Origin of the sequence: Bremerella alba, assembly GCF_013618625.1 — a bacterium.
In the GTDB taxonomy this organism is placed as follows: domain Bacteria; phylum Planctomycetota; class Planctomycetia; order Pirellulales; family Pirellulaceae; genus Bremerella; species Bremerella alba.
In genome coordinates this window covers 543,059-565,697 of sequence record NZ_JABRWO010000001.1, presented here as the reverse complement: position 1 = coordinate 565,697, position 22,639 = coordinate 543,059, and the positions used below count along the sequence as shown (strand labels likewise).

The 22,639-nt window shown below is 54.2% G+C and carries 9 protein-coding genes; 4 read left to right on the top strand and 5 right to left on the bottom strand.

The window, feature by feature from the left end:
• Positions 1–22 precede the first annotated feature (22 nt).
• From HOV93_RS02210 to HOV93_RS02190, 5 genes are all read right to left on the bottom strand, one after another.
• Positions 23–655 carry a pentapeptide repeat-containing protein gene (locus HOV93_RS02210; protein WP_207394795.1) on the bottom strand — a complete coding sequence of 211 codons (633 nt, stop codon included), beginning with the start codon at positions 653–655 and terminating at the stop codon, positions 23–25.
• 368 nt (positions 656–1,023) lie between these two features.
• Positions 1,024–2,169 (bottom strand): radical SAM family heme chaperone HemW, encoded by a 1,146-nt coding sequence (gene hemW / locus HOV93_RS02205; protein ID WP_207394794.1) that lies wholly within the window; start codon positions 2,167–2,169, stop codon positions 1,024–1,026.
• A gap of 13 nt (positions 2,170–2,182) precedes the next feature.
• Positions 2,183–3,022, bottom strand: coding sequence for an MBL fold metallo-hydrolase (locus tag HOV93_RS02200; RefSeq protein WP_207394793.1), 840 nt, complete (start codon positions 3,020–3,022; stop codon positions 2,183–2,185).
• Positions 3,023–3,183: 161 nt separating this feature from the next.
• Entirely contained in the window at positions 3,184–3,966 is a 783-nt protein-coding gene (locus HOV93_RS02195) for a segregation and condensation protein A (protein WP_207394792.1), read from the bottom strand.
• Between the two features lie 144 nt (positions 3,967–4,110).
• On the bottom strand, positions 4,111–8,121 hold the full coding sequence (locus HOV93_RS02190) for a hypothetical protein (protein WP_207394791.1): 4,011 nt from the start codon (positions 8,119–8,121) through the stop codon (positions 4,111–4,113).
• A gap of 427 nt (positions 8,122–8,548) precedes the next feature.
• On the opposite strand from HOV93_RS02190, the gene HOV93_RS02185 reads away from it, so the two are divergent.
• The 4 genes from HOV93_RS02185 to HOV93_RS02170 all read left to right on the top strand — a co-directional run bounded on the left by HOV93_RS02185 (position 8,549) and on the right by HOV93_RS02170 (position 22,612).
• A complete protein-coding gene (locus tag HOV93_RS02185) occupies positions 8,549–10,240 on the top strand; it encodes an outer membrane protein assembly factor BamB family protein (RefSeq protein ID WP_207394790.1) in 1,692 nt (563 codons plus the stop codon).
• A 348-nt stretch (positions 10,241–10,588) separates the two neighbouring features.
• Positions 10,589–15,568 (top strand): PVC-type heme-binding CxxCH protein, encoded by a 4,980-nt coding sequence (locus HOV93_RS02180; RefSeq protein ID WP_207394789.1) that lies wholly within the window; start codon positions 10,589–10,591, stop codon positions 15,566–15,568.
• A 225-nt stretch (positions 15,569–15,793) separates the two neighbouring features.
• A complete protein-coding gene (locus HOV93_RS02175) occupies positions 15,794–19,588 on the top strand; it encodes a S8 family serine peptidase (protein ID WP_207394788.1) in 3,795 nt (1,264 codons plus the stop codon).
• Between the two features lie 162 nt (positions 19,589–19,750).
• Positions 19,751–22,612 (top strand): DUF1553 domain-containing protein, encoded by a 2,862-nt coding sequence (locus HOV93_RS02170; protein WP_207394787.1) that lies wholly within the window; start codon positions 19,751–19,753, stop codon positions 22,610–22,612.
• Positions 22,613–22,639: the final 27 nt, after the last annotated feature.

Genomic DNA, 22,639 nt, shown 5'->3' with positions numbered 1-22,639 from the left:
CGATATTTCTGGCAGGCTACGACTAGGTCGCCCACACCATCCACCAAGGCCGTTTGACCACATGTGGCTTAGTTTTAAAGGGTTTGTGCTTAGCACATGCGTTGATGGCCCTCTCGACGTAGCAGCCATCGAGGTGAGCGTCGATCATCGAGGCGTCGGTAAAGTCGGCTTCATCGACTTTTGCCCCGGTAAGGTCAGCCCCGGTTAGATTCGCCCCACGCAAATCCGCTCGAGTAAGATTCGCCTTGCGCAAATCACAACGCAGATCACACATGCTGATGTCGGCTTCAACCAATCGAGCACCGGAAAGATTGCAGTTGTGAAACTTGGCGTAACGCAGGTTAGCCTTGGTAAGGTTGGTATCTTTGAGCGAAGACTCGTTGAGTATCGAGTCGGTCATGGTGACGCCAACCATATTGGCACCATCGAAGCAGGCATGCTTCACGCTGGCACCCATAAAACTGGCTCCTTCAAGATCAGAATTCTCGAAAGAGACTTCGTCTAAATTGTCACTATCAAAAACACAATTACGAAGTATCAGCGAGGAAAGGTCGGCCCCGGCTAGGTTTTTGCCGACGAGTTTGGCACCTGCCAACGCGTCTGCTTCAATCTCGTACAGGACTTCGCCTGTAATGCGATGCTTAATTTGAATCATGGCGTCACTCCCAGGATAACTGGCCAAAGATTGGGGGTGTGGCATCGCCAGGGAACATCCCCAATGCGATGCAATCGACGCCTCGACAATTTGTTCCGTTAGATGAAGAGCAGTCGAACGTTTCTTTCGTCGAGAGCTATTCTGGTTGAACCATGGTGGGCAGAAATAGTTTTGCGTGAAGTGTGAAAATCTTTTCCCTTCACTTCTATTCACTCTACCTAAGTAGTACTTCGTTACAAAGTACAAATCATGATCGAATAGAGATATTTAAACTTTAATGCGAAGTAGGCATGTGGATTGTGTATGCCGGGATGGGCATCGCCGCACCCTGCCGAGTGGTGCTTGGGCGTGCCTTAAGGGGTGTCTGCTCAGATGAGCTCGACGCAGATGGTATCGGCCAGTAGTAGTCCTTCACGCGTTAATCGTAAGCGCTCATAACTATAGTCTAGTAGTTCTATAGCCAGGAACTGGTCAATTTCTGTCCCACATAACTCCCAGGGAGTCATTCCAGTATCCTCCTTAAAGGTGGGAATGTGGATACCTGCGAGCATTCGAAGACCAAAGACTAGTTGTTCTCTGGCTTTCATTTGCGATGTCAGTTCTTCGTGTTCTGCCACTGGCGAACTGCCTTGATGCATCCTGCGGATGTAGGCGGTGGTACTTCGGTGGTTAGTCTCGCGAATCATACCCACATGTCGTGAAGCCCCTGGCCCTGCGGCGAAGTAACGCTTGCCCAGCCAGTACTGCATGTTGTGGCGGCTTTCGTGTTCAGGTCGGGCAAAGTTCGAGACCTCATAGTGCTCAAAGCCGGCCCCCGTGAGACGGTCGATACCGGCCAAGTACATCTCGCGCTGAAGCTCCTCGTCGACTTCGTGAAGCTGATCGTGATGAAGACGATTCCAGAACGTCGTCCCTTTTTCAAACGTCAGGCCATAGGTAGAAATGTGGGCAATCCCCAGCTGAATGGCCGACTGAAGGTCGTCTTCCCATTGGGCCAGTGTTTCCCCCGGGGCAGCAAAGATCAGGTCGAAACTGAGATTGGGAATTCGAGGTAACAGGAGCTTAGCGGCGGCTTCTATTTGGGCGCGGTCGTGATCCCGCTCAAGCAGTTTCAATTTGTCACGTTGAAACGATTGAACTCCCAGGCTAACACGAGTGACGCCAGCGGATTGAAGGACGGCGACTTTCTCTGGTGTGATATCGATCGGATTGGCTTCCACGCTTAGCTCGGCACCTTCGGCTAAGGGAAACCATGTCGTTGCCAAGGAAAGCAGCCGCTCGAGTTCTGGTGGCGAAAGGTGGGTCGGAGTTCCACCTCCTAGAAAAAGCGTGTCGACCTCGTGCGGCTGATCGAGCTGTTGAAGTTCCTTTTCGATCGCTTCCAGGTAAGCAGCGGTTAGGTCGTCGCGGCCTGCGATGACCGTGAAGTTGCAGTAGCCGCAGCGGTGCGTACAAAAGGGGACATGGATGTAAGCACTACGCGGCGACTCGTTCATAGCGTGGGGGTCGCTCATGAGAAGTGAACGCTCACAACCATAAATGCAGTCGACCGTCGAGCATGTCCGGCAGCTTGGCTTTGACATGCTCTTGGATCTGACGATTGTTGTACCGCGTACTAAAATGCGAGGCGATGATCTTTTGATTCTGGAAACGAGTCTGGCGGGCCACCACGTCATCTAAGTGAATGTGACCCATTTTGTGGATCTTTTCCTTACGATGCTCGGGCGAGACGAACGTCATTTCCATAATTAGAATGTCCGCTTCATAGAACTGCGGATTGTCATCCATTGCCTCGGCTCGGCTGTCTCCCAGGTAAGCCAAGAGCGGATGACGATGCTCTTCGGTGACTTCGGTGCCACTAATTCGCAGGTCACGGATTTGCTCTCCTTGAAGCTTTTGATACTCCGCTTTTAATTTTCGGCGTCGCTGAGAAACGATATAGCCAACCGAAGGGACGGTGTGCTTGGTCTCGTAGGTATTGACGACCAACTCACGCGAGAGTTCGATTTCGTCTCCTGGCTGAACAGGATGAATGGTGCACGGCATCTTTCCGCGATCCAATCGGCTAAAAGCTTTGAGTACCTGTAGCGCCGGGCCGACGGCAACTTCCGGCATATAGATCACCGGAGGAGGCATTTTCATCAACCGGCGACGCGAGACATACACCGGCAGCGCAGCGATATGATCTAGGTGGGCATGGGAAACAAACCACGTTGCCGTGCCCATGAAGTCCCACGGCTGTAGACCAAGATCGAAGCCGAGCTTCATCTCGGGAATGCGCCAATAGGTTTGAACGGCCGCGCGGGAATAGCCCTCGATCGTCAGTCCGTTAAATTCAATTTTTCGCAGTGGTGCGTTGTCGAGCATGATCGTGAAAGTTTGAGTTGTGTATCTCGTCGTGTTTCGTCATCACCCTCGATCGGGCAGGCCAGTGTTAATTCGGTATCAAATCGCCATGAAAGCGGTTCACACCTAATCGAGGTGCCGTGGGTCGAGGAAGGGAAGGACGGCCTTCTGTGAAGTTAGGTTCACTCCGCAGATGTTATTCCTGATTTGTATTCATCGACATCTTCAAACTGGACGTTCGCCGAGAATCCTTCGCCGGCGGTGAGCCAGATCTCGTTGTCGCCCTCGTCCTGATGTGCCAGCGTATTATAGTGGCGGATCAGTTCCAGCAGGGCGAGGAAGATGCCAATGATTCGGGTCTTGGCCGCATCTGGCGGAAAAAGAGTGTGAAAGCGGACCTTTCCCTCTTGAACGATCCGCTCGTGAACGACTTTCATGTGTACGCGGATCGGCGTGTCGTCGTAAACGATATTGGTCGGCTGTTGGGCCTTATTGTCTTTCAGCAGGCGATTGAGCGCGCTTACCAAGTCCCATAGCTCGACTTCATTGATCGGTTGGTCGGCCATATCGACCTTGCGCGGTGGCAGGTCGTCGGCAATGCGGGTAAAACGCCGCTGCCAGTTGCGACCTTGATCTTCCAGCAAGCTCGAGGCGTCTTTGAATCGCTTGTATTCTAAAAGACGTTCGACGAGTTGTTCGCGCGGATCGTCAATTGCCTCTTCGTCTGTGTCTTCGGCTTGGGGCAGGACAAGCTTCGATTTGATCTCAATCAGCGTGCTGGCCATCTCTAGGAAGTCGGCCACGCTGTTGACATCCATGGCCTTGAGGATATCCAGATAGGCCAGATATTGTTTGGTTACCTGAGCAATGGGAATGTCGACGATGTCAAGTTCGTGCTTGCGGACCAGGTACAACAAAAGATCGAGCGGCCCCCGGTAGATGGGAATTTCAACTCGAAAGTTCATTGATTCGTACCTGTTGTTTCACGACATCTGGTCCCCTCTCCACTGTCTGTGGGAATAAGGGGGTGATCTTTGGACCTGCTTCAGTCCCTCATCCTATCCCTCTCACCAAGGAGGCGAGGGGAGAAGATCTGAGGGACTAACCCATTATTCCTCTTCGTCGTCTCCACCGGAAGGGAAATGGGTGGTCCAGCTGTCGATTTGATCGTGAACTTCTTCCAGAGAGAGTTTCCTGAGCGGAATCGCTTCGCCAGGTTGCCAGGCTTCGTTTTCGGTTGAGAAGCTAGCTTCGAGTTCGACCTTGGTCACTTCTTCATCTAAGGCCTTGAGCCAAGCCGGGATATCGAGCCCCACGCCACTGGGCTCTTCGACCAACGCTTCTGCCTCGTCGACAAGAAGCTTGAAAGCCGTGTCGGCGTCTTCGCTGCCCATGTTGGTCATCGCTTGTTCGACTAGCGAGCAGATCCGGTCGACTGCCAACGGTCGCACAAAACGTTCCTTGATACGATCGGCCACTGTTGGCATTTGCATGGCGTACTCGCGCTGTAGTGTGCCAAGCTTCTGCACATACTTGTCTGCTTCGTCTTCAATGCGATCCGCTAACGCTTTGCGCCACATCTGGGCTGCTTCCGCGTGCCCGGTCCGAACCAAAACTTCGTGCGTCATGACAATCGGTTTTAGATTCCAAGAGACCCGATCGTAGGCGGTCCGCAAACGTAGGAAGTCGAGGAACATGTACAGGTACTCGCCGCGGTCGCTCTGCGTAGTCGTGCTGTTGTAATCGCGATACTCGGCGAAATTCTCCAGGACTGCTTCTAACACCATACTGAAGCACGCAATCGCTTCGGTTCGATTGATATTGGTTCCCATGGCCTGAATGAACAGGGGCCAGTCTTCTTCAGGCCATTGCTGGCGAACTTTTTCGATCCAGGTTTCCACGCCGCCATGCAAGATGCTGCGAATGTTACCACGGTTAAAAAAGTGTTGCGTGAACAGGTCGGCACCGTACCGCTGAATGAAAGCTTGAACGAGCTTCCATTGTCCAGGGTCGGAAAACTTCTCAACTGCCGACAAACGCAGTGTGCGGCTATGATTAAGCCATACAATCAGGAGGTTCTGCGTGACATGTTCCAGGCATTCGACCAGCGCGCTGTCGAGTTCTGACGAACCCTCTTTGGCAACTTCCCAGCTTTCTGAGGAAGCTACGACGGCATCGATGATCGCCAGGAAGCCTGTTTCAAACAACGCATCGAACTCGGTAATCGCTCCGGGACCGATTGGGTTGTCGTTTTCCATCTTCCGCGCCGTGTCGAGCAACTGACGCGAAAAGTCGTACTGCCCGACACGGGGCAACCAATGCAGCAGTTCTCGGAGGGTCGATTGGCGGACGCGTGTCGAGACTATCCGAAGCGGCCCACCTCGTTTCGAGATCGGCACATACAGTAGTGGCTTGTCTTTCAGGGTGTTGAGCATCGGCGGGAAGTGCTGCTGAACGGCCTCGTTATCGCCTGCGAGGATCGAGGCCAGCAGATCGACGGCCAGCGATTGTTCGGCGCCGATTTCCTTCTCAAGATTCTCCAGCGATTGCTTATGCTGCGGGGCAACCACGGCTACGACCGACGAGAGAACGCGCGCTGCCGAGGCTGTGCTTACCGTCGTCATGATGATCCGTTCGAGCATGAACTCTTTCACGGCCCGCTGACGATCGTACTCGATCATCTCTTGGTGATCGCCGCTAATATCGCTCAACTGATGTTGGTTGACGATCAGCAGAAGTTCCAGCAGTTCGCGATAGTTGGTGATCGCTTGCTCTCGCCACTGTAGCAATTTCTCGACGACGACCGACTCGCCGTTGGTGCGAATCGCCTGAAACGCAGCCATCTGCCACTGTTGGGCGACACAACTCAGAAACGAGATGTGCATGTTGACGCGGCGTGATTCGGCCTGGAGGTCTTCGCTCGATTCGGTCGAACTGGTGCCCCCTTCGAAGATCGCCCCTTCGTTTCCATCGTCGGTGCTATCCGTGAAAGTGACGTCTTCGTAGGCTGCCTGAAAAATGTCGTCGTCTTCGCTCGGCTCTTCTCCTTGAAACAGGGCGTCGAGTTCTTCGTCGAATTGGCCCTTCTTCGCTTGCTTGGAGAACCACCCCGGAACCCGGCTGAAAATGCCGGCGTTGGCTTCCTGGAAATCCATGAAACGTTGAATCATCTGCCACGTTTCGGCCTGATGCTCGGGCGTGCTGGGCTGCGATTCACGGTGTTTCTGCAGTGCCAGAATCCATTGCGTTGCGATGCTGAAGTAGGACGTATCGAGATGATGCAACGGAATCTCGTCGGCATGTTCGAGCCAGTGCATCAACAAGGCCATCGTCGTGACGAAGTCGTTTCGCTCGAGTAGTGCTTGAATCACTAGCCCGTAAGCCTTGGGGGAATCAAACATTTCGACGTGCGGCGACCAGAAGGCAATATCGCCAGCTTCGGCCCCGGCTTTGTGCCACAAACGCAGGGCATCAGCCACCCGCCGGGCAGCCGCGAACGCGTCGTCTCCGCTGGGACTGTCGACACTGGAAAGCTCGTGCGTGGCGAATTGATGCCACCACATGCTGAACTCTTCAAACGCCCATGCCGTTTTTGAACGAACTGCTTCGTCATCGCGAACAGCCGCTTCGCTGAGTGCCTGAGACATGAGATCAAAGATCTGTTCAATCATCCGGGCCAGATCGTCGACGCGATGATCGCGGACGCTATTTTCATACGCAGGGAACAAGCTGAACTGACCATCGAACCCCAGGATGTTCCACGGATCGACAATCGCGCCGCATTCAATCGCCCGGTGTAGACGATCGACGATTCGGTGAATGTACTCGATCGTTTCATTCAAGTCGTCGCGACGCATGGCCTGATGGGCGAGCGTGATGAAGCACTCGATCCGGCACTGCATCCGCGCAGAGGCAGTCGGGACGATATCGACTTGCTTGCCAGCCGCATCGGGATAACCCATCCGCGAGAAAATAAGGGCCAGACGAACGTGAGCAAGCTGTTTGGCCCGACGATTACTGAGGTAAGCATTCAAATGCTGGCGGGCGGCCCCGAAGGGTTGCCGTCGCTGGATAGATTCTTCGTTGAGCCGCTGGGTCATCGACTCGGGACAGTTGTCCAGAAGCTGGTTGTAAAAGCGATCGCGGTAGTTTGCGATTACGGGAACTAACTTCGATAGCGTCGTTTCTGAATCATAAGCACCGGGCCCGCTGCCGCAGATGCCGGCGCCCATGAGAATAACGCCAGCCAGCACGGCCGCCCCTTCGTAAACGAGCTCGTCATGGCTCAAGTTCTCAGGTGGGTTGCGGTCAACGCGATCAGTCAGTGCTTCCAGGGTGACTTGCTGTACGACAAAGCGGTTGTAATATCCGCTCAGGTCGATGCTGTCGGGATCCCACTGACCAAATTGGTAGTTAGGGCGTTTGTTGACCGGATGCTCGAAATCGTAGGCTCGGGGATCGATCGCTAGTTCGACGAGTTTCGTAGGATCGAAGCCGGCATCTTGTAAGATGTCAGGAGCCGTACCATTGAGCAGTTCCAAGGTCTTTTCGACAATCTCTTGATGTCGACTTTGGCATGCTCCCGCCCCTTTCAACCAAATCGGAATAGGGCGGCAATATTCATGGGTGTAGGGCTCGGTCTTGCGGGTTTCGAGCGCCGGGACCGGGCGGTGTCCGATATAGTCATTTAATTGGTCGAGGCAGTTCTTGAGAACGAGGGCCTCGTTGTCCCACTCGGCCGACTGCGCCAGAACGACCTGTGCAACACGCACGACGAAGTACGGAGAGAACAAGCTCTCGCCGCTCTGGTGAAACAGGAGATCGTGGTGGAATTTCAGGTAGCCAGGCAGGACCACGTCGAAAATATAGTGGAGAGCCGTCTCGGCCTGGGTGCTCTGGGTTAAAGCGGTAGACGAGGTCTTCAGACGAGCCAGGCCCTCTTTCAGAGAGTTCCCTGCTAGCGACCATTGCCAGGTGGGGTTTTCCGGCTCTATTTCAGCAACTTGGCGAAACAGGCGGTCCATTGCCGTGGCGAAGCGTGCGTCGAAGTCTCCGGAAGAGAAATTAAGGTAGCCGAGTAGCTTCTCGAGCAAAACATTCTCTTCAGTTCGATCACCCATGAACCATCCACTGTGATTGAATACGATACCCTAATGCGAGGGGGCAGCCCGTTTCTTTGATGACGACCGTTGCTTTCCCCTCACGAGAGTGGAGTGTCCTCCCGCAAAAGTTCATGGTAGAGCCCAGTGACGATGGGGTCTAGGCGATGCAGAACCCCTAGAAACGTGGAAAAACAAGGTTTTAGCGAAATCCTGGGGGAAAACGTGACGGTCGGAGGTATCTGAATTAAGATGAAAAAACTCGGCAAGGTATTTCCTAATCGAGTGTTATGATTGAAGAGGACGCATTGTTGGCGTTCTATTCGACCTAAAATCTAAATTCCATCCTCGCCGCCGGTTTCAGACGGCGAAGGACCTTGTCTGGCAATAGTTTCCACACCGATAGTCGGACCAAATTCAGGCCGGCCGAAGGAAGCAAGATACGATTATGCACATTCAGAAATGCGTTACGCGGCTGACTCTATTTGCCCTGGCAATGCTGGTTGCGAGCCCGGCCCTAGCTCAGTTGGGTCCGCGAACTTTCTCTCCTTTAGAGTTGGAGCGATTGGGTCTGGAGAAGATGTGGACCGGCCAAATGCCGATTGACCCGCATCGTTCCGAGATCGAAACTTTTCGACAGGTTGTCAGCCTGAAAAACCCTTTGGTTGTCTTCGAAGTGGAGCATGCTGGACGGTCGGCAACGTTTGCATCTAATGAATTGAGCATCCTCGGAGAACCACTGGGCGAAGCTGGCGCCAAGGCCAAGGCCGATCAGTATGTCGCTCGTCTCGACCAAAGCAAAGAAAAGCCAGTTGTCAGTCGTCTGGAAATTCCTGAAGTTACTTTCCTTGCTCAAAGCAACGCCGGAATGTTGATGGCGATCAACGGGCGCACCGGTCGAACGGAGTGGTCGAAGCTGTATGGGCGTCGCGGATATCCCCAGCCGACGCCGGACGCGAACGATGAGTTTGTTTTCACCATCAATGACTTTGCTCTCAATTGCCTTTATCGTAGCAACGGCGAGTTGGTCTGGAACCGAAAGCTGGAAGGCGTTCCGATTGCCGGTCCTGTCGTTGGGGAAGACTTCACCTACGTTCCGCTGCTCGACGGCACAGTGGTTGCCTATGACTTCAAAGGGGGGCCGCGACTGACGCCTCGCTATAAGTCCCTCGGTAAAATCCACAAACCGATGATCGCATCTAAGACTTCGGTTGCCTGGGCTACTGATCGCGACTACTTCTACGTTGGCTATGCCGATCGGCCTTTGATTCGCTATCGCATCGAATCCAGCGGTCAGATCCTCGCACCTCCAAGCTTTGAAAATCCTTTGCGTTTATTCTTTACGACCGAGACTGGCTACGTTTATTGCATCTATGCGACCGATGGTAGCATTCAGTGGCGGTTCTCGTGCGGGCAGCCGATCGATACCTCGGCAATTGCCATTGGCGATTCGGTTTTTGTCGCGCTGCAGCGAGGCGGGCTCTATAAACTCAGTATCGAAGATGGCGGCGTGAAGTGGTTTGTACCGCGTGTCGAAAAGTTTCTGGCTGCCAACGATCAATACGTTTACGCCCTTGATCAAACGAACAACCTCGTCGTGCTGGACATCAACTCCGGTGCTCAGGTCGGGACGTTGGACTTGTCTGGCTACGATTTCTTTTACACCAATGTCCAAACCGATCGCGTTATCATTGGCACGAAGAAAGGGCGACTCGTCGTCCTGCGATCGGCCGCGCACCCCTATCCGATGGTGCATGTCAACGTGAAGGCACCTGCGAGCGAAGAAGGTGCGCCCGAGGGTGACAAAAAGGAAGAAGGAAAGAAAGGGGATGACAAGCCAGCCGTCGATCCTTTCGCAGCTCCAGGTGGTGGAGTCGCCGATCCATTTGCTGCGCCCGGTGGTGGCGGCACTCCGGCAGCCGATCCGTTCGGTGGTAGCGGCGGAGGAAACGCGAATCCGTTTGGTCCACCCAGTGGCGGCGGCGGTAATGCCGACCCGTTTGGTAGTGGTTCGAGCGATCCGTTCGGCGGAGGCAACTCCGGTGGTGATTCCAATGATCCATTTGGTGGCGGTGCCAGCTCCGATCCATTCGGTAGCTCCGATAGCGGAGCCGGTATGGACGATCCATTTGGTAACTAAGCATTCCGCTTAATTGAATCAAGGTTCTTGAGAGACTCGCCCATCGGTTCGGTGGCGAGTCTTTTTTATTGCCAAGTAGGGAAGCGTATGGCCCCTTAAGCCACACCGACTGCCGTCCATTTCTAAGAAATGGACGGAGAAATAAGTACGATCTAGTGCATTTCTCGGTTCTTCCCCGCTAAACTAACACGTGTCCAGCCGCACGTTCGCCCCCCAGGAAGACATTGCCTAGATGGCAAACTTCCATCCAACCTGGCGAACGCTTCCCCCATTCGTAAGCTTCTTACAAGCCGCGCGGCTATCGACACGCATCCCGTTCACCTTATCAATGCAGGAGACTTCACTCTCATGATTAAGCATCTGGCATGGCTCTTGGTCGGCTTTATGGTTTCCGCCGCAGCGAATATCGCGTCGGCGGACGATGCCGGCTACAAGTCTATTTTTGATGGCAAGACGCTCAACGGTTGGAGCGGCATCGACAAGTTTTGGAGCGTTGAAGACGGCGCGATTACCGGCACGACGACGCCTGCTAATCCCACCAAGGGAAACACCTTTCTGATTTGGGATCAAGGCAATGTCGATGACTTCGAACTGAAACTGAAGTATCGCATCGTCGGTGGCAACTCCGGCATTCAGTACCGTTCGACTGATCTGGGTAACCATGTCGCCAAAGGATATCAAGCTGATATTGATAGCGGCACGACTTACAGCGGTATTAACTACGAAGAACGCGGCCGCGGTATCCTCACCCAACGCGGCGAAAAGACGACGGTCTACGACGGTAACAAGAATCCTAAAAAGGAACGTTTCGCCGCGTCGGCTGAGCTTCAAAGCAAAATCAAAAGCGAAGATTGGAACGATTATCACATCATCGCTAAGGGAAACCATCTGATCCATAAGATCAACGGCGAAGTCTTCAGCGAAGTCATCGACGAAGGAGAAAAAGATGCCCGCACCAGTGGTATCTTAGCTCTCCAACTGCATGCCGGTCCTCCGATGAAGGTTCAGTTCAAAGACATCATGCTCAAACGTCTTCCCTTGCAGGACGGCAAGAAGAAGGTGGTCTTCGTTCCCGGGACACCCAGCCACGCCTGGGGCGACCACGAACACGTCGCCGGTTGCCGATTGTTGATGTTGGCGCTGACCGAGAACATGCCACAGTTCGAAGCAGCGATCTACAAAGGAGGTTGGCCCGACGATCCGACCGCATTCGACAACGCTGACGCGGTGGTTGTCTACTGCGACGGTGGCGAACGTCACTTGCTGAATGCTCACTTGGAAGAGTTTCAAAAGCTCATGGACCAAGGTGTCGGTCTGGCATGTATTCACTACGGCGTAGAAATCCCTAAGGGGGAATCAGGCGACAAATTTGTCGATTGGATTGGCGGCTACTTTGAAACTTGGTGGAGCGTCAATCCGCACTGGACGGCATCGTTCAAGAAGCTGCCGGACCATCCTGTCGCTAACGGTGTCAAGCCATTCGAGATCAACGACGAGTGGTACTACAACATGCGGTTTCGCGACGACATGGTTGGCGTCACGCCGATCCTGTCTGCTATTCCACCAGAAAGCACGCTGAGCCGACCCGATGGCCCCCATAGCGGCAATCAGCACGTGCGAGCGATGAAGGGGCAACCGCAGCACGTTGCCTGGGCCTCCGAACGGGAAGATGGTGGCCGCGGTTTTGGTTTCACCGGTGGTCACTATCACCGGAATTGGGCCGAGCCCAACTTCCGCAAAGTGGTGCTCAATGCCATCGTTTGGATCAGCCATGAAGAGGTCCCGGAAGACGGGGTCGAATCGCAGTCTCTTTCCAAGGATGACATGGAAGGCCTGATTCCACAGCCCAAGCCGCAGCCGAAAAAGAAGGAAGCCCGGAAACCGACGACCACCAAGGTGTCCAAAAACGTAAAACCTCTGTACCAGAGTCCGGTGGTTACGACCGCGACTCCCGGTCATCAGGTCGACATCAAAGTCGACCTGAAAGGGGCCAAGAAGCTGTTTCTCGTCGTCTCGGACGGCGGGAACGGCTATAGCTGCGACTGGGCCGATTGGATCGAGCCGAAGCTGGTCGGTCCTAGCGGTGAAAAGAAACTAACGGAGCTCAACTGGAAGAGGGCGACATCTGACTGGCGCGAGGTCAATAAGAATCGCAATGTCGACGGAACGCCGTTGATCGTCGACGGCAAACGCTACGAGAATGGAATCGGCACGCACGCCAATTCGTTGATCGAATACGATCTGCCCGAAGGTTATACAACCCTGGTCGCCAAGGGTGGTCTCGACAGCGGTGGGGCGAATCAAAACGGCGGAAATCATACTTCAGTGCAGTTTGCCGTCTACTCGGAAAGCCCAGGCAACGTTTCGGAACATGCCGCGATCGCGGGACGTGGGCCTGAAAATGCGGTTGCGAATCTTGATGTCTACCCCGGTCTGGAAGCAACATTGACGGCCTCGGAGCCAGATTTAAAGAGCCTGACGAATATTGATATCGATCACCGCGGACGCATCTGGGCGTGCGATGTGATGAACTATCGCCGCAACAACGGCAGCCGCGAAGAAGGAGATCGGATCCTTATTCTGGAAGATGAAGATGGGGACGGAGTGGCCGAGAAATCAAAGGTTTACTATCAAGGTCGCGACATCGATTCGGCGATGGGTATTTGTGTGTTAGGAAACAAGGTCATTGTTTCTGCTGCACCGAATATCTTCGTCTTTACCGATGAAAATGGCGATGATAAGCCGGACAAGAAAGAGCTTCTCTTCACCAACACCGGCCAGCCTCAGCACGACCACTCCGCCCACAGCTTCCTCTTTGGACCCGACGGAAAACTTTACTGGAACGTCGGTAATACCGGCAAACATGTCCACGACGCCAACGGCAAGGTGGTGGTCGATCTGGCCGGAAACAAGGTGATTGATAATGGCAAACCTTACCTAGGTGGTATGCCATTTCGTTGCAATCTGGATGGAAGTGAGTTCGAGGTCCTCGGACACAACTTTCGTAACAATTACGAAGTCACCGTCGACTCGCTGGGCAACTTATGGCAAAGCGATAACGACGACGATGGTAATCGCGGCGTCCGAATCAATTATGTGATGCCGTACGGTAACTATGGCTATCGCGACGAAATGACCGGTGCCGGTTGGCGTGATCCGCGTACCAACATGGAAAGCGAGGTCCCGCTTCAGCATTGGCATTTGAACGACCCTGGCGTCGTGCCCAATCTTCTGCAAACAGGTGCCGGTTCGCCCACCGGAATTTGTTTTTATGAAGGAAGCCTGTTGCCCAAGGTTTTTCATAATCAAGTAATCCATTGTGATGCCGGCCCGAGCATTGTGCGTGCTTACCCGGTTCAGAAGGACGGAGCAGGCTTCACGGCCGAATCGGTCGATATCTTGCACGGTGCTCGCGATAATTGGTTCCGTCCGGCCGACGTGTGTGTGGCTCCGGATGGATCGATCTTCGTAAGCGACTGGTACGACCCAGGCGTCGGTGGTCACGCTCAACGCGATCTTGACCGTGGTCGCTTGTTTCGCGTTGCTCCAGAAGGTTCGAAGTACATTGTGCCGAAATTCGACTTCACTACCGTCGAAGGTTGTATCGATGCTCTCAGCAACCCATGTCTTTCAGTACGCTATATGGCTTGGACCAATTTGCACAAGCAAGGTGCTCAGGCAGAAGCAGCACTGAAAGCGGCCTACGACTCGGCGAAAGATACTCGAGAGCGAGCTCGTCTGCTGTGGCTGCTGGGCAAGATTGAAGGGAAGGGGCAGCAGTATGTTGACGTTGCACTGGCTTCCGATAACCCGGACCTTCGCATCGTGGGCCTGCGTTTGGCACATCAGCTGAAGATTCCGGCCACAGAAGTGGTGGCGAAAGTGTTAAATGACAAGTCCTCGCAAGTTCTCCGTAGCGCCGCGATTGAGCTTCGCTTCGACGGCAGCGACAAGGCATCCCAGCAATGGGCTCAGCTGGCCAAGCAGTACAACGGCGAAGATCGTTGGTATCTGGAAGCCCTCGGCATTGGGGCCGATCTTCACTGGGATAGCCGTCTGGCGGCCTACCTGTCGGCGATTGATAGCAAGATTGACACGGACGCTGAGAAGGACATCGTGTGGCGGAGCCGTGCCACACAGACGCCCAAGCTGCTGGCATCGATCATCGAAGATCCTAAAAATTCGGCCGATCACTTGGCTCGATACTTCCGAGCTCTCGACTTCCAGCCCAACGCGGATGGCGTGAATAGTGCCGTCGCCGCGTTGGCTTTCGCCGGAACGCGACACGATGCGGCCGAAGCGATGATCATCTCGGAGTCGGTCAAACGGCTGAAGAACTACGATGCCAACAACGTCGAGTCGGCTGCTGCCATGGAAAAGGCGCTCGCCAAGTTGGAAGGGACGTCGATGTACGTCGAATTGGTCGATCGCTTTCAGCTTCAGCAGCACTACGGACAATTGCGAGAGCTGGCCATTGCTCAGCCAGAAACGGCCATCGGTGTGGCGGCTGCGGATGTGCTGCTGCGGCGTGGGCAAAACGAGTTGCTTGCGGAGATATTGACCGCTGGTACGCCTGAGCAAAAGTTGGCTCTGACAATGGCCATCTCTAATAGTAGTAGCGGCCAAGCGAACGCCTGGTTGCGACGAACCTTGAATGATTCGTCGGCCGACTTGCAAATTCGTCGCGCTGCGGTGAAGGGCTTGGCCAATAACGAGAAGTCGGCCAAGCAGTTGTTAGAACTCGCCAAATCAGGCAAGCTCGATCCGGAACTAATGCAGGCCGCAGCCGCGCCCCTCAAGATTGCGGTTTGGAATGACGTTCGCCGCCAGGCTGCCGAGATCTTCCCGCAGCCACCATCCAAGGACAACAAGCCGCTTCCTCCGATGGATCAACTGGTGAAGATGAAAGGCTCGCCCGATAACGGCAAGCAGGTATTCACAACAGAAGGGACATGTAACAAGTGCCACATTGTGAATAAGCAGGGAAAAGATGTCGGACCTGATCTGAGCGAAATTGGCTCGAAGCTGAGCCGTGAAGCAATGTTCGAGGCAATTCTTTATCCGAGTGCTGGCATCAGCCATAACTACGAAAACTGGGCCGTACTGACCGATAGCGGTACCGCCGTTAGCGGCTTGAAAACGAGTGAGACTGCCCAGTCGATCACAATTACCAATGCCGAAGGCCTTACTCGCACGATTCCTAAGAATGAAGTTGAAGAGATTCGCAAGCTTCCTCTCTCGGTCATGCCTAATGACCTCCAGAAGTTGATGACGGTTCAGGAACTTGTAGATGTGGTCGATTACATCTCGACACTCAAGAAAAAATAGCAGTCCACCCTGTTGGGTGGCGCGTTCGGCTGAGTCAAGGTCGTGTGAACATCGTCGTTCACGCGGCCTTTTTTGTTGGGTTTCTGTCGATTCTGCGGAATATTCTACATCTCGAGCCTTAGACCCCGGGCAACTTACGACCTAGAATAGAGGACTTGCATAGAATATTTGGCTTATGCCTGCCTGCTTTCTCGACTCGCGAAGTTCCTTCAACCCAAGCCAGCCATGATTCGTACTTGCTTTGCCATCGTTTTGTTTGTCACGTGTTGTGCGTCCGCATTCGCTCAAGACTCGACTTTTCCGACGGCCGACTTGCTTCCGAAAAAGGAGATCGGCGCGACTCGCTATCTGAAGCAGCACCGCAAATTTGATGGCCGCGATGTCATCGTTGCCGTCTTCGATACCGGTTGTGATCCGGCTGCGCCAGGTCTTCAGGTCACTTCCGATGGCAAGCCTAAGATCATCGACATGATCGACGCCACCGGCAGTGGTGACGTCCGCACTACGACCGTTCGCAAGGTGGAAGAAGGTCAGGTCGAAGGCCTGACAGGTCGCAAGCTGACCATACCCGAAAAGTGGAACAACCCCAGCGGAGAATACCGTGTGGGCATGAAGCCTGCGTATGAACTCTTCCCCAGCCATCTCATTCCGCGACTGCGATCCGAAAACCGCAAGCCGTGGGAGGAGGCCGTGCGAGAAAAGCTCGAACAGCTGACCCGCGAACTGGAAGCATTCAAGAAGGCAAATCCTAAACCTAAAGGGGAAAAACTCAAAGAGAAGAAGGAACTTGAAGCTCGGCTAGAAGAGTTGGCCAAGCTAGGCAAGAACTGGAGCGACCCCGGCCCGATCTACGATTGTGTGGTCTTCAACGATGGAAAAGTGTGGCAGGCGGTCATCGATACCGACGAAGATGGCGACCTGAGCGACGAAAAGCTGATGACCAACTATAAGGTCAAGCGTCAGTACTCGACCTTTGGTGAGGTCGACCTGGTTACCTTCGCTGTGAATATCTATCAGGACGGCGACATTCTGAGCATCGTGACCGATGCCGGCACCCACGGCACCCACGTCGGCGGGATCATTGCAGCGAATTATCCCGATACGCCGGAACTCAACGGCGTGGCCCCAGGCGCACAGATTGTCTCGGTCAAGATCGGCGACTCGCGACTCGGTTCGAATTCAACCGGAATAGGTGAAGACCGCGGCTTGATTGCCGTGCTGGAAAATAAGTGCGACCTAATCAACATGAGCTATGGCGGAGCGTCGCCTGAATGGAGCACCGGACGAACAGCTCGGTTGTACTCCGAGATCGTCAATCGCTATGGGGTGATCTTTGTAGCCAGTGCCGGCAACAGTGGCCCGGCGCTGAGCACCGTAGGCGGCCCTGGAGGAACGACGTCGGCCATACTTGGAGTGGGGGCTTACGTCTCGCCCGAGCTGATGTCTTCGGCCTATTCGGTACGCGAAGAACTAGGCGAAAAGCCCTTCACATGGAGTTCTCGCGGGCCGACCATGGATGGTGACTTAGGTGTCGATATTACGGCACCCGGCGGTGCGGTCTCGCCTGTCTCGCGATGGTCGCTATCGCCTGGCAGCCTGATGAATGGTACCTCGATGTCGTCACCCAATGCGTGCGGTGGCGTGGCACTTATTTTGAGTGGACTGAAGCAAGAGAAGATCGCCTACACGCCCGAGTCGGTTAAACTGGCCATCAAAAATACGGCGCGTAAGCTAGAAGGTGGAACGGTTTGGGCCAATGGCCACGGACTGATTCAAGTCGATGCGGCCTTCAACTGGTTGGAAGACCATCACGAGGATTCCGAGCCGGAAGTCCGCTACGAAGTATCGCTACCTGGTATACGAACCAAGAGAGGTATCTACCTGCGAGAGCCAGAGGAAGTCAAACGTGCCCAAGAAGTCACCGTCGAGGTTGATCCTCAATTTAACGAGGACTCCAAATTCGGTCCTCGTGCCGATTACCGCGCCGAGTTTTTCCTGAAGTGCGACGCTGATTGGGTGAAGGTTCCTCAGAACTTTTATGTGAACCACGGTGGCCGTAGCTTCAAGATGGAAGTTGATCCCCGTAATTTGAAACCGGGGGCACACTTCGCATCGGTGGAAGGGTATTACGCCGATCGGCCTGAAATGGGGCCGCGATTTCGGGTGCCAATTACCGTGTTAGTGCCATCCCCGAGAAAGACCCCCACGGAATTTCAGACCACTCTCAAGCTAGAGCCAGGGCAGATTGACCGCACATTTATCGACGTGCCAATGGGTGCCACTTGGGTGAACGTCCACGTGAAGCCTACCAAAGCGGACGACACCAAGCTGTTCGTGTTTCATGCCTTGCAGCGTCTGGAAGACCGGGCCTTTCCCACCATCGAGAAGCAAAGCTTCCTGCGGGTCGAGCCCAACGAGGTCACTGAGATTAGTTTTGCGGTGGCCGAAGGAAAGACCCTCGAGATGACCCTGGCCCAGTATTGGTCAACGTTGGGTCAAACCGAAATAGAGCTGGACGTGGCTTTCTATGGAATCATGCCGAGCCCTGCCGAGTTGACCTGGGACGGTACGAACCCAATTCATCGCATCGATGTTCAATCGAGTTTGACGCCGATGCAAATTAAACCAAGCGCTAAGTTCGAGAAGCTTCGCAAGACGCTGCTTCCAGTGAAGAGTGAAGTGGAAGCCCTCGATCCTGAACGCGACGAGTTCCCACATAAACGATTGAACTACGGCATCACATTAACTTATGAATTCACCCTGAGCGAAAAGTCGACGGTGACCCCAGAGCCCATCATTTGGGCGCACGGTTACGATCGCTATTCCGGCGGTGTCTACGTCATTTACGATGCCAACAAGCGGGTCATGAAAACTGGATCCGGCGGACGCGAAGCATCGCTCGACAAGGGTAAGTACACCCTGACGTTCTACTTCCGCCAAGAGAACCGCGACAAGGTTCTGCAACTGGAAGATATGCCGATCTGGCTCGACTACAAGATCAGCGGGCCTGGCATTCGAGTCTTCGATACGCACGCTAAAGCGGCCAATCAAGAAGGAAGCTTCAGTTCCACGTGGCTTCGTCCGGGGCAGTTGCTTCCCGTCTTTCTGACGACCAAACCGAAAGATTTGCCCAAGCAGGCCTCTCCAGGAGATTTACTGCTGGGGGAAATTCAGTTTGGTGATCCCGAATCCAAGCTGGGTGGTGAAGCTCGACGACCAGGAGGCTTTCCCTTGCAGTACGTCGTTGCTCAACAGCCAACACCCAAGACGGAAACGCCTGACGAGCCGAAAAAAGATGAGCCGACGCTGGAAGCCAAGCTATTCGAGACCAAGCTTGCTTACCTCAAAACATTGAAAGATAAGAAGCAAAAGAAGGAATTCGAGAAGCTCTTTAAAGCACTGAATAAGGAAAAAAAGAAGCACGTTCCGCTGCTGCAAGCCAAGTTGGTCTTGCTCGACGAAAACGATCGCAAAGATCACCTGCCGGAAGTGGTCGAGGCAGCCAACGAGGTCCTCAAGGCGATCCCCGTCGGTAAGGTGCGAAGCTATTTCGCCCAACGCCGTGACCCTGAGACCGACAAAGAAAAGAAGCAGATGAAAGAGATGACCGAGCTAAAGGAAGCGATCATCGATACGCTCTACCGCAAAGCCCGGGCAATCGCTTACATGGATCTGCCAACCGACGATCCCGAGCATCCCGAAAACAAAGACATCCGCAAAGAGCCGAAGGACGAGCAGAAACGAGCCGAGCTGTTTGAGAAGGCATTTGACGAACTAGCTAGTTGGGTCGATACGACCGATAAGAAGTACGCCTTAGTCCATCTGCGGCGTCTGCGTCGGCTCGATCGTCAGGCCGAAGCATTGCAACTGGTCAACAAGATGATCGCCGAAGATCCGACCAATCTGCTTCTCTATAAGAAGCGTTCCGATCTCTACGGGGAGCTGGACTGGGAATTTGCTGAAAAGTACGAGGAAAAATGGCGAAAGCTGCGAAAACGGGATGCCTATCTCCCGAACTGAGAGTCGATATTGCCAATGGGGGTAAGGGGTAATATTCGCTTAAGTAGCGAAAAATACCCGCTATGGAGTGATAGAAACTTGTTGTTTTGCCCGAATTGAGAAATAATGCATTCGGGTTAAGACAAGTTTCCTGCCTGCCTAACATAGCCCTCCTGGTGACCCATGAAATCCGTTTTCTATGCCTATGTGGCTCTCTTCTGCATCGCGTTGCTGACTACCTCAGCACCGGCAGAGGAGAACGAAATTGACTTTGGTCGTGACATTCGCCCGATCTTGTCAGGCAAGTGCTTTCATTGCCACGGCCCTGATCCCGAGTCGCGCGAGGCCGGTTTGCGTCTGGATCTTGAGGATGCCGCCAAGGCTGAACTCGATAGCGGCTTGGCCGCGATCGTGCCTGGCAATGTCGACGAAAGCGAGTTGTTCGCTCGTGTCATTGCGGAGGATGAGTTTACACGGATGCCGCCACCCGAGATTGGCAAAGCACTTTCCGATCGGGAAGTGCAGCTGATTCGCAAATGGATCGATCAAGGGGCCCCATTCGCACCACACTGGTCGTTCGAGCCTCCTAAGAAGCACGCACCACCAACGGTCGAGAACGCGGACTGGGTGAAAAACGACATTGACGCGTTTATCTTCAAGCATCTCGCGGACGAAGGTCTTACTCCGAATCAGGAGGCCGATCGGTATGCATTGTCGCGTCGTCTTTCCTTTGCCTTGACCGGCCTTCCGTTATCGATCGCTGAGACCGATGCATTCGTCCATGACGAGTCGCCGGATGCGTACGAAAAACTGGTCGACCGTCTGCTGGTCGATCCGGCCTATGGCGAACGCTGGGGACGTGTCTGGCTGGACATTGCTCGATACGCCGATTCGATGGGGTATGAAAAAGACAGTCCGCGAAACATTTGGCCGTATCGCGACTGGGTGATCCGAGCGATTAACGAGAACAAGCCGTTCGATCAGTTCAGTATCGAACAACTCGCGGGCGACTTGCTGCCCGCCCCGACACAAGAACAGCTCGTTGCCACCGCTTTTCATCGCAACACGATGACCAATACCGAGGGGGGCACCAACGACGAAGAGTTCCGCAATGCGGCGGTGGTCGATCGAGTGAATACGACCCTTCAGGCCTGGATGGGACTGACGATGGAGTGTGCTCAGTGCCACACGCACAAGTACGACCCGATCACGCATCAGGAATACTTCGAGTTTTTCGCGATCTTCAATCAAACCGAAGACGCCGATCGCAATGACGAATCGCCACTGCATCGATGGTTCACCGAAGAGCAAAAAACGCAGCAGGCCAGCATCGATTCGCAAATTGAAGAAGCGAAAGCGAAGTTGAAGAAGATTCTGGAAGATTCGACTAACGTCGCCTTGTCGGAGAGTGTTCCTAACTTGGGTCGCTACGTGCGTGTTGAGAACGTCGCCGATAGTGGCTTTTTACATATCGCGGAAGTGCAAGTCTTCTCTGCGGAAAACAATATTGCCCTCAACGGCAAGGCTTCCCAAAGCAGCGTCGACTATAACGCCCCACCTAACCTGGCTATCGATGGCAATACCAACGGCCACTTTGCCAATGCGATGAGTACGACCCACACCAAGCAAGAGAAAAACCCTTGGTGGGAAGTCGATCTGGGGACGAATGCTACGATCGATAAGGTCGTCATTTGGAATCGGACCGACGGAGACTTGTTCAATCGTATGAAGTCTTGTCGTGTAATCATTCTGGATGAAAACCGCCAACCGGTGTGGGCCGGAAGGGTCGATTCGCCTTTCAACCCGAGTGCCGAATTCATTCCTCCACTATCCGTAGATGGCATGGACGAGCGGGCTCGGACCGAACTGGCCGCCTACCTGAAAAGCAACTCTCCAGAGCTAGAGAAGCAGAACAAACACATCGCGACCCTGGAAAAGAAACGCGACGGCATCAAGCCGATCACCACGCCGATGATGAAGCAGTTGCCCACCGAAAAGTACCGTAAGACGCACATCCAGATTCGCGGCAACTATCAATCACATGGCGATGAAGTAGGCCCCCGTGTGCTGGGCAGTTTCCATGCTTTCCCCGAAGGCGCTCAGGTCGATCGTCTGTCGATGGCCAAGTGGCTTGTCAGCAAGGAGAACCCACTGACGGCCCGCGTTGTCGTGAATCGGCACTGGGAACAACTCTTTGGCATTGGCATCGTCGAAACCAGCGAAGACTTTGGTTCGCAGGGAGAATTGCCGACCCATCCGAGGCTGCTAGATACCCTTGCCGTCGAATTGATGCAGCATGACTGGGATACGAAGTGGTTGGTTAAGCAGATCGTGATGAGCCAGGCATTTCGCCAGTCGGCCAAGACAACGCCTGAGAAGTTGGAGCGAGATGCTCGAAATCAGTGGGTATCACGTGGTCCGCGAGTGCGATTGTCGGCTGAAATGGTTCGCGATCAGGCCCTTGCAGCCAGTGGCCTTCTTAGTGAAAAAATGTTCGGACCAGCGGTCCGTCCGCCACGACCTAACCTCGGACTCAAGGCGGCCTTTGGCGGAGCGACCGACTGGACAACAAGTTCCGGTGAAGACCGTTATCGCCGCGGCCTTTACACGATGTGGCGACGAACGACCCCCTATCCTTCGATGGCTACATTCGACGCACCCAGCCGAGAAGTCTGTACTATTCGCCGCATCACGACCAACACGCCACTGCAGGCCTTGGTGACTCTGAACGACCCTGTGTATATCGAAGCGGCCCAGGCCCTCGGTCGCCAGGTTTGGGAGCAGAAAGAGCTCTCTTTAGAGGAGCAGATTGTGGATGCATTCCGCCGCGTTTTGAAGCGTAAACCGAGCGACCAAGAGGAGTCACGGCTGATTCAGCTTTATGATTTGGCCAAGTCTCGATATGCGGCCATGCCGGAGGAAGCGACAAAACTGGCGACCGACCCGCTGGGGCCGCTGCCCGAAGGGGCCTCAGCCCAGGAGCTTGCTGCTTGGACCATTCTGGGAAATGTGCTGTTGAATCTGGATGAAACGCTGAATCGATAATCGTCCTGTGACGGCCACTCGAGATAC

Coding starts and splice junctions, on each gene's coding strand:
- HOV93_RS02210 (WP_207394795.1), bottom strand. CDS start 655: ATGATTCAAATTAAGCATCGCATTACAGGCGAAGTCCTGTACGAGATT.
- hemW (WP_207394794.1), bottom strand. CDS start 2,169: ATGAGCGACCCCCACGCTATGAACGAGTCGCCGCGTAGTGCTTACATC.
- HOV93_RS02200 (WP_207394793.1), bottom strand. CDS start 3,022: ATGCTCGACAACGCACCACTGCGAAAAATTGAATTTAACGGACTGACG.
- HOV93_RS02195 (WP_207394792.1), bottom strand. CDS start 3,966: ATGAACTTTCGAGTTGAAATTCCCATCTACCGGGGGCCGCTCGATCTT.
- HOV93_RS02190 (WP_207394791.1), bottom strand. CDS start 8,121: ATGGGTGATCGAACTGAAGAGAATGTTTTGCTCGAGAAGCTACTCGGC.
- HOV93_RS02185 (WP_207394790.1), top strand. CDS start 8,549: ATGCACATTCAGAAATGCGTTACGCGGCTGACTCTATTTGCCCTGGCA.
- HOV93_RS02180 (WP_207394789.1), top strand. CDS start 10,589: ATGATTAAGCATCTGGCATGGCTCTTGGTCGGCTTTATGGTTTCCGCC.
- HOV93_RS02175 (WP_207394788.1), top strand. CDS start 15,794: ATGATTCGTACTTGCTTTGCCATCGTTTTGTTTGTCACGTGTTGTGCG.
- HOV93_RS02170 (WP_207394787.1), top strand. CDS start 19,751: ATGAAATCCGTTTTCTATGCCTATGTGGCTCTCTTCTGCATCGCGTTG.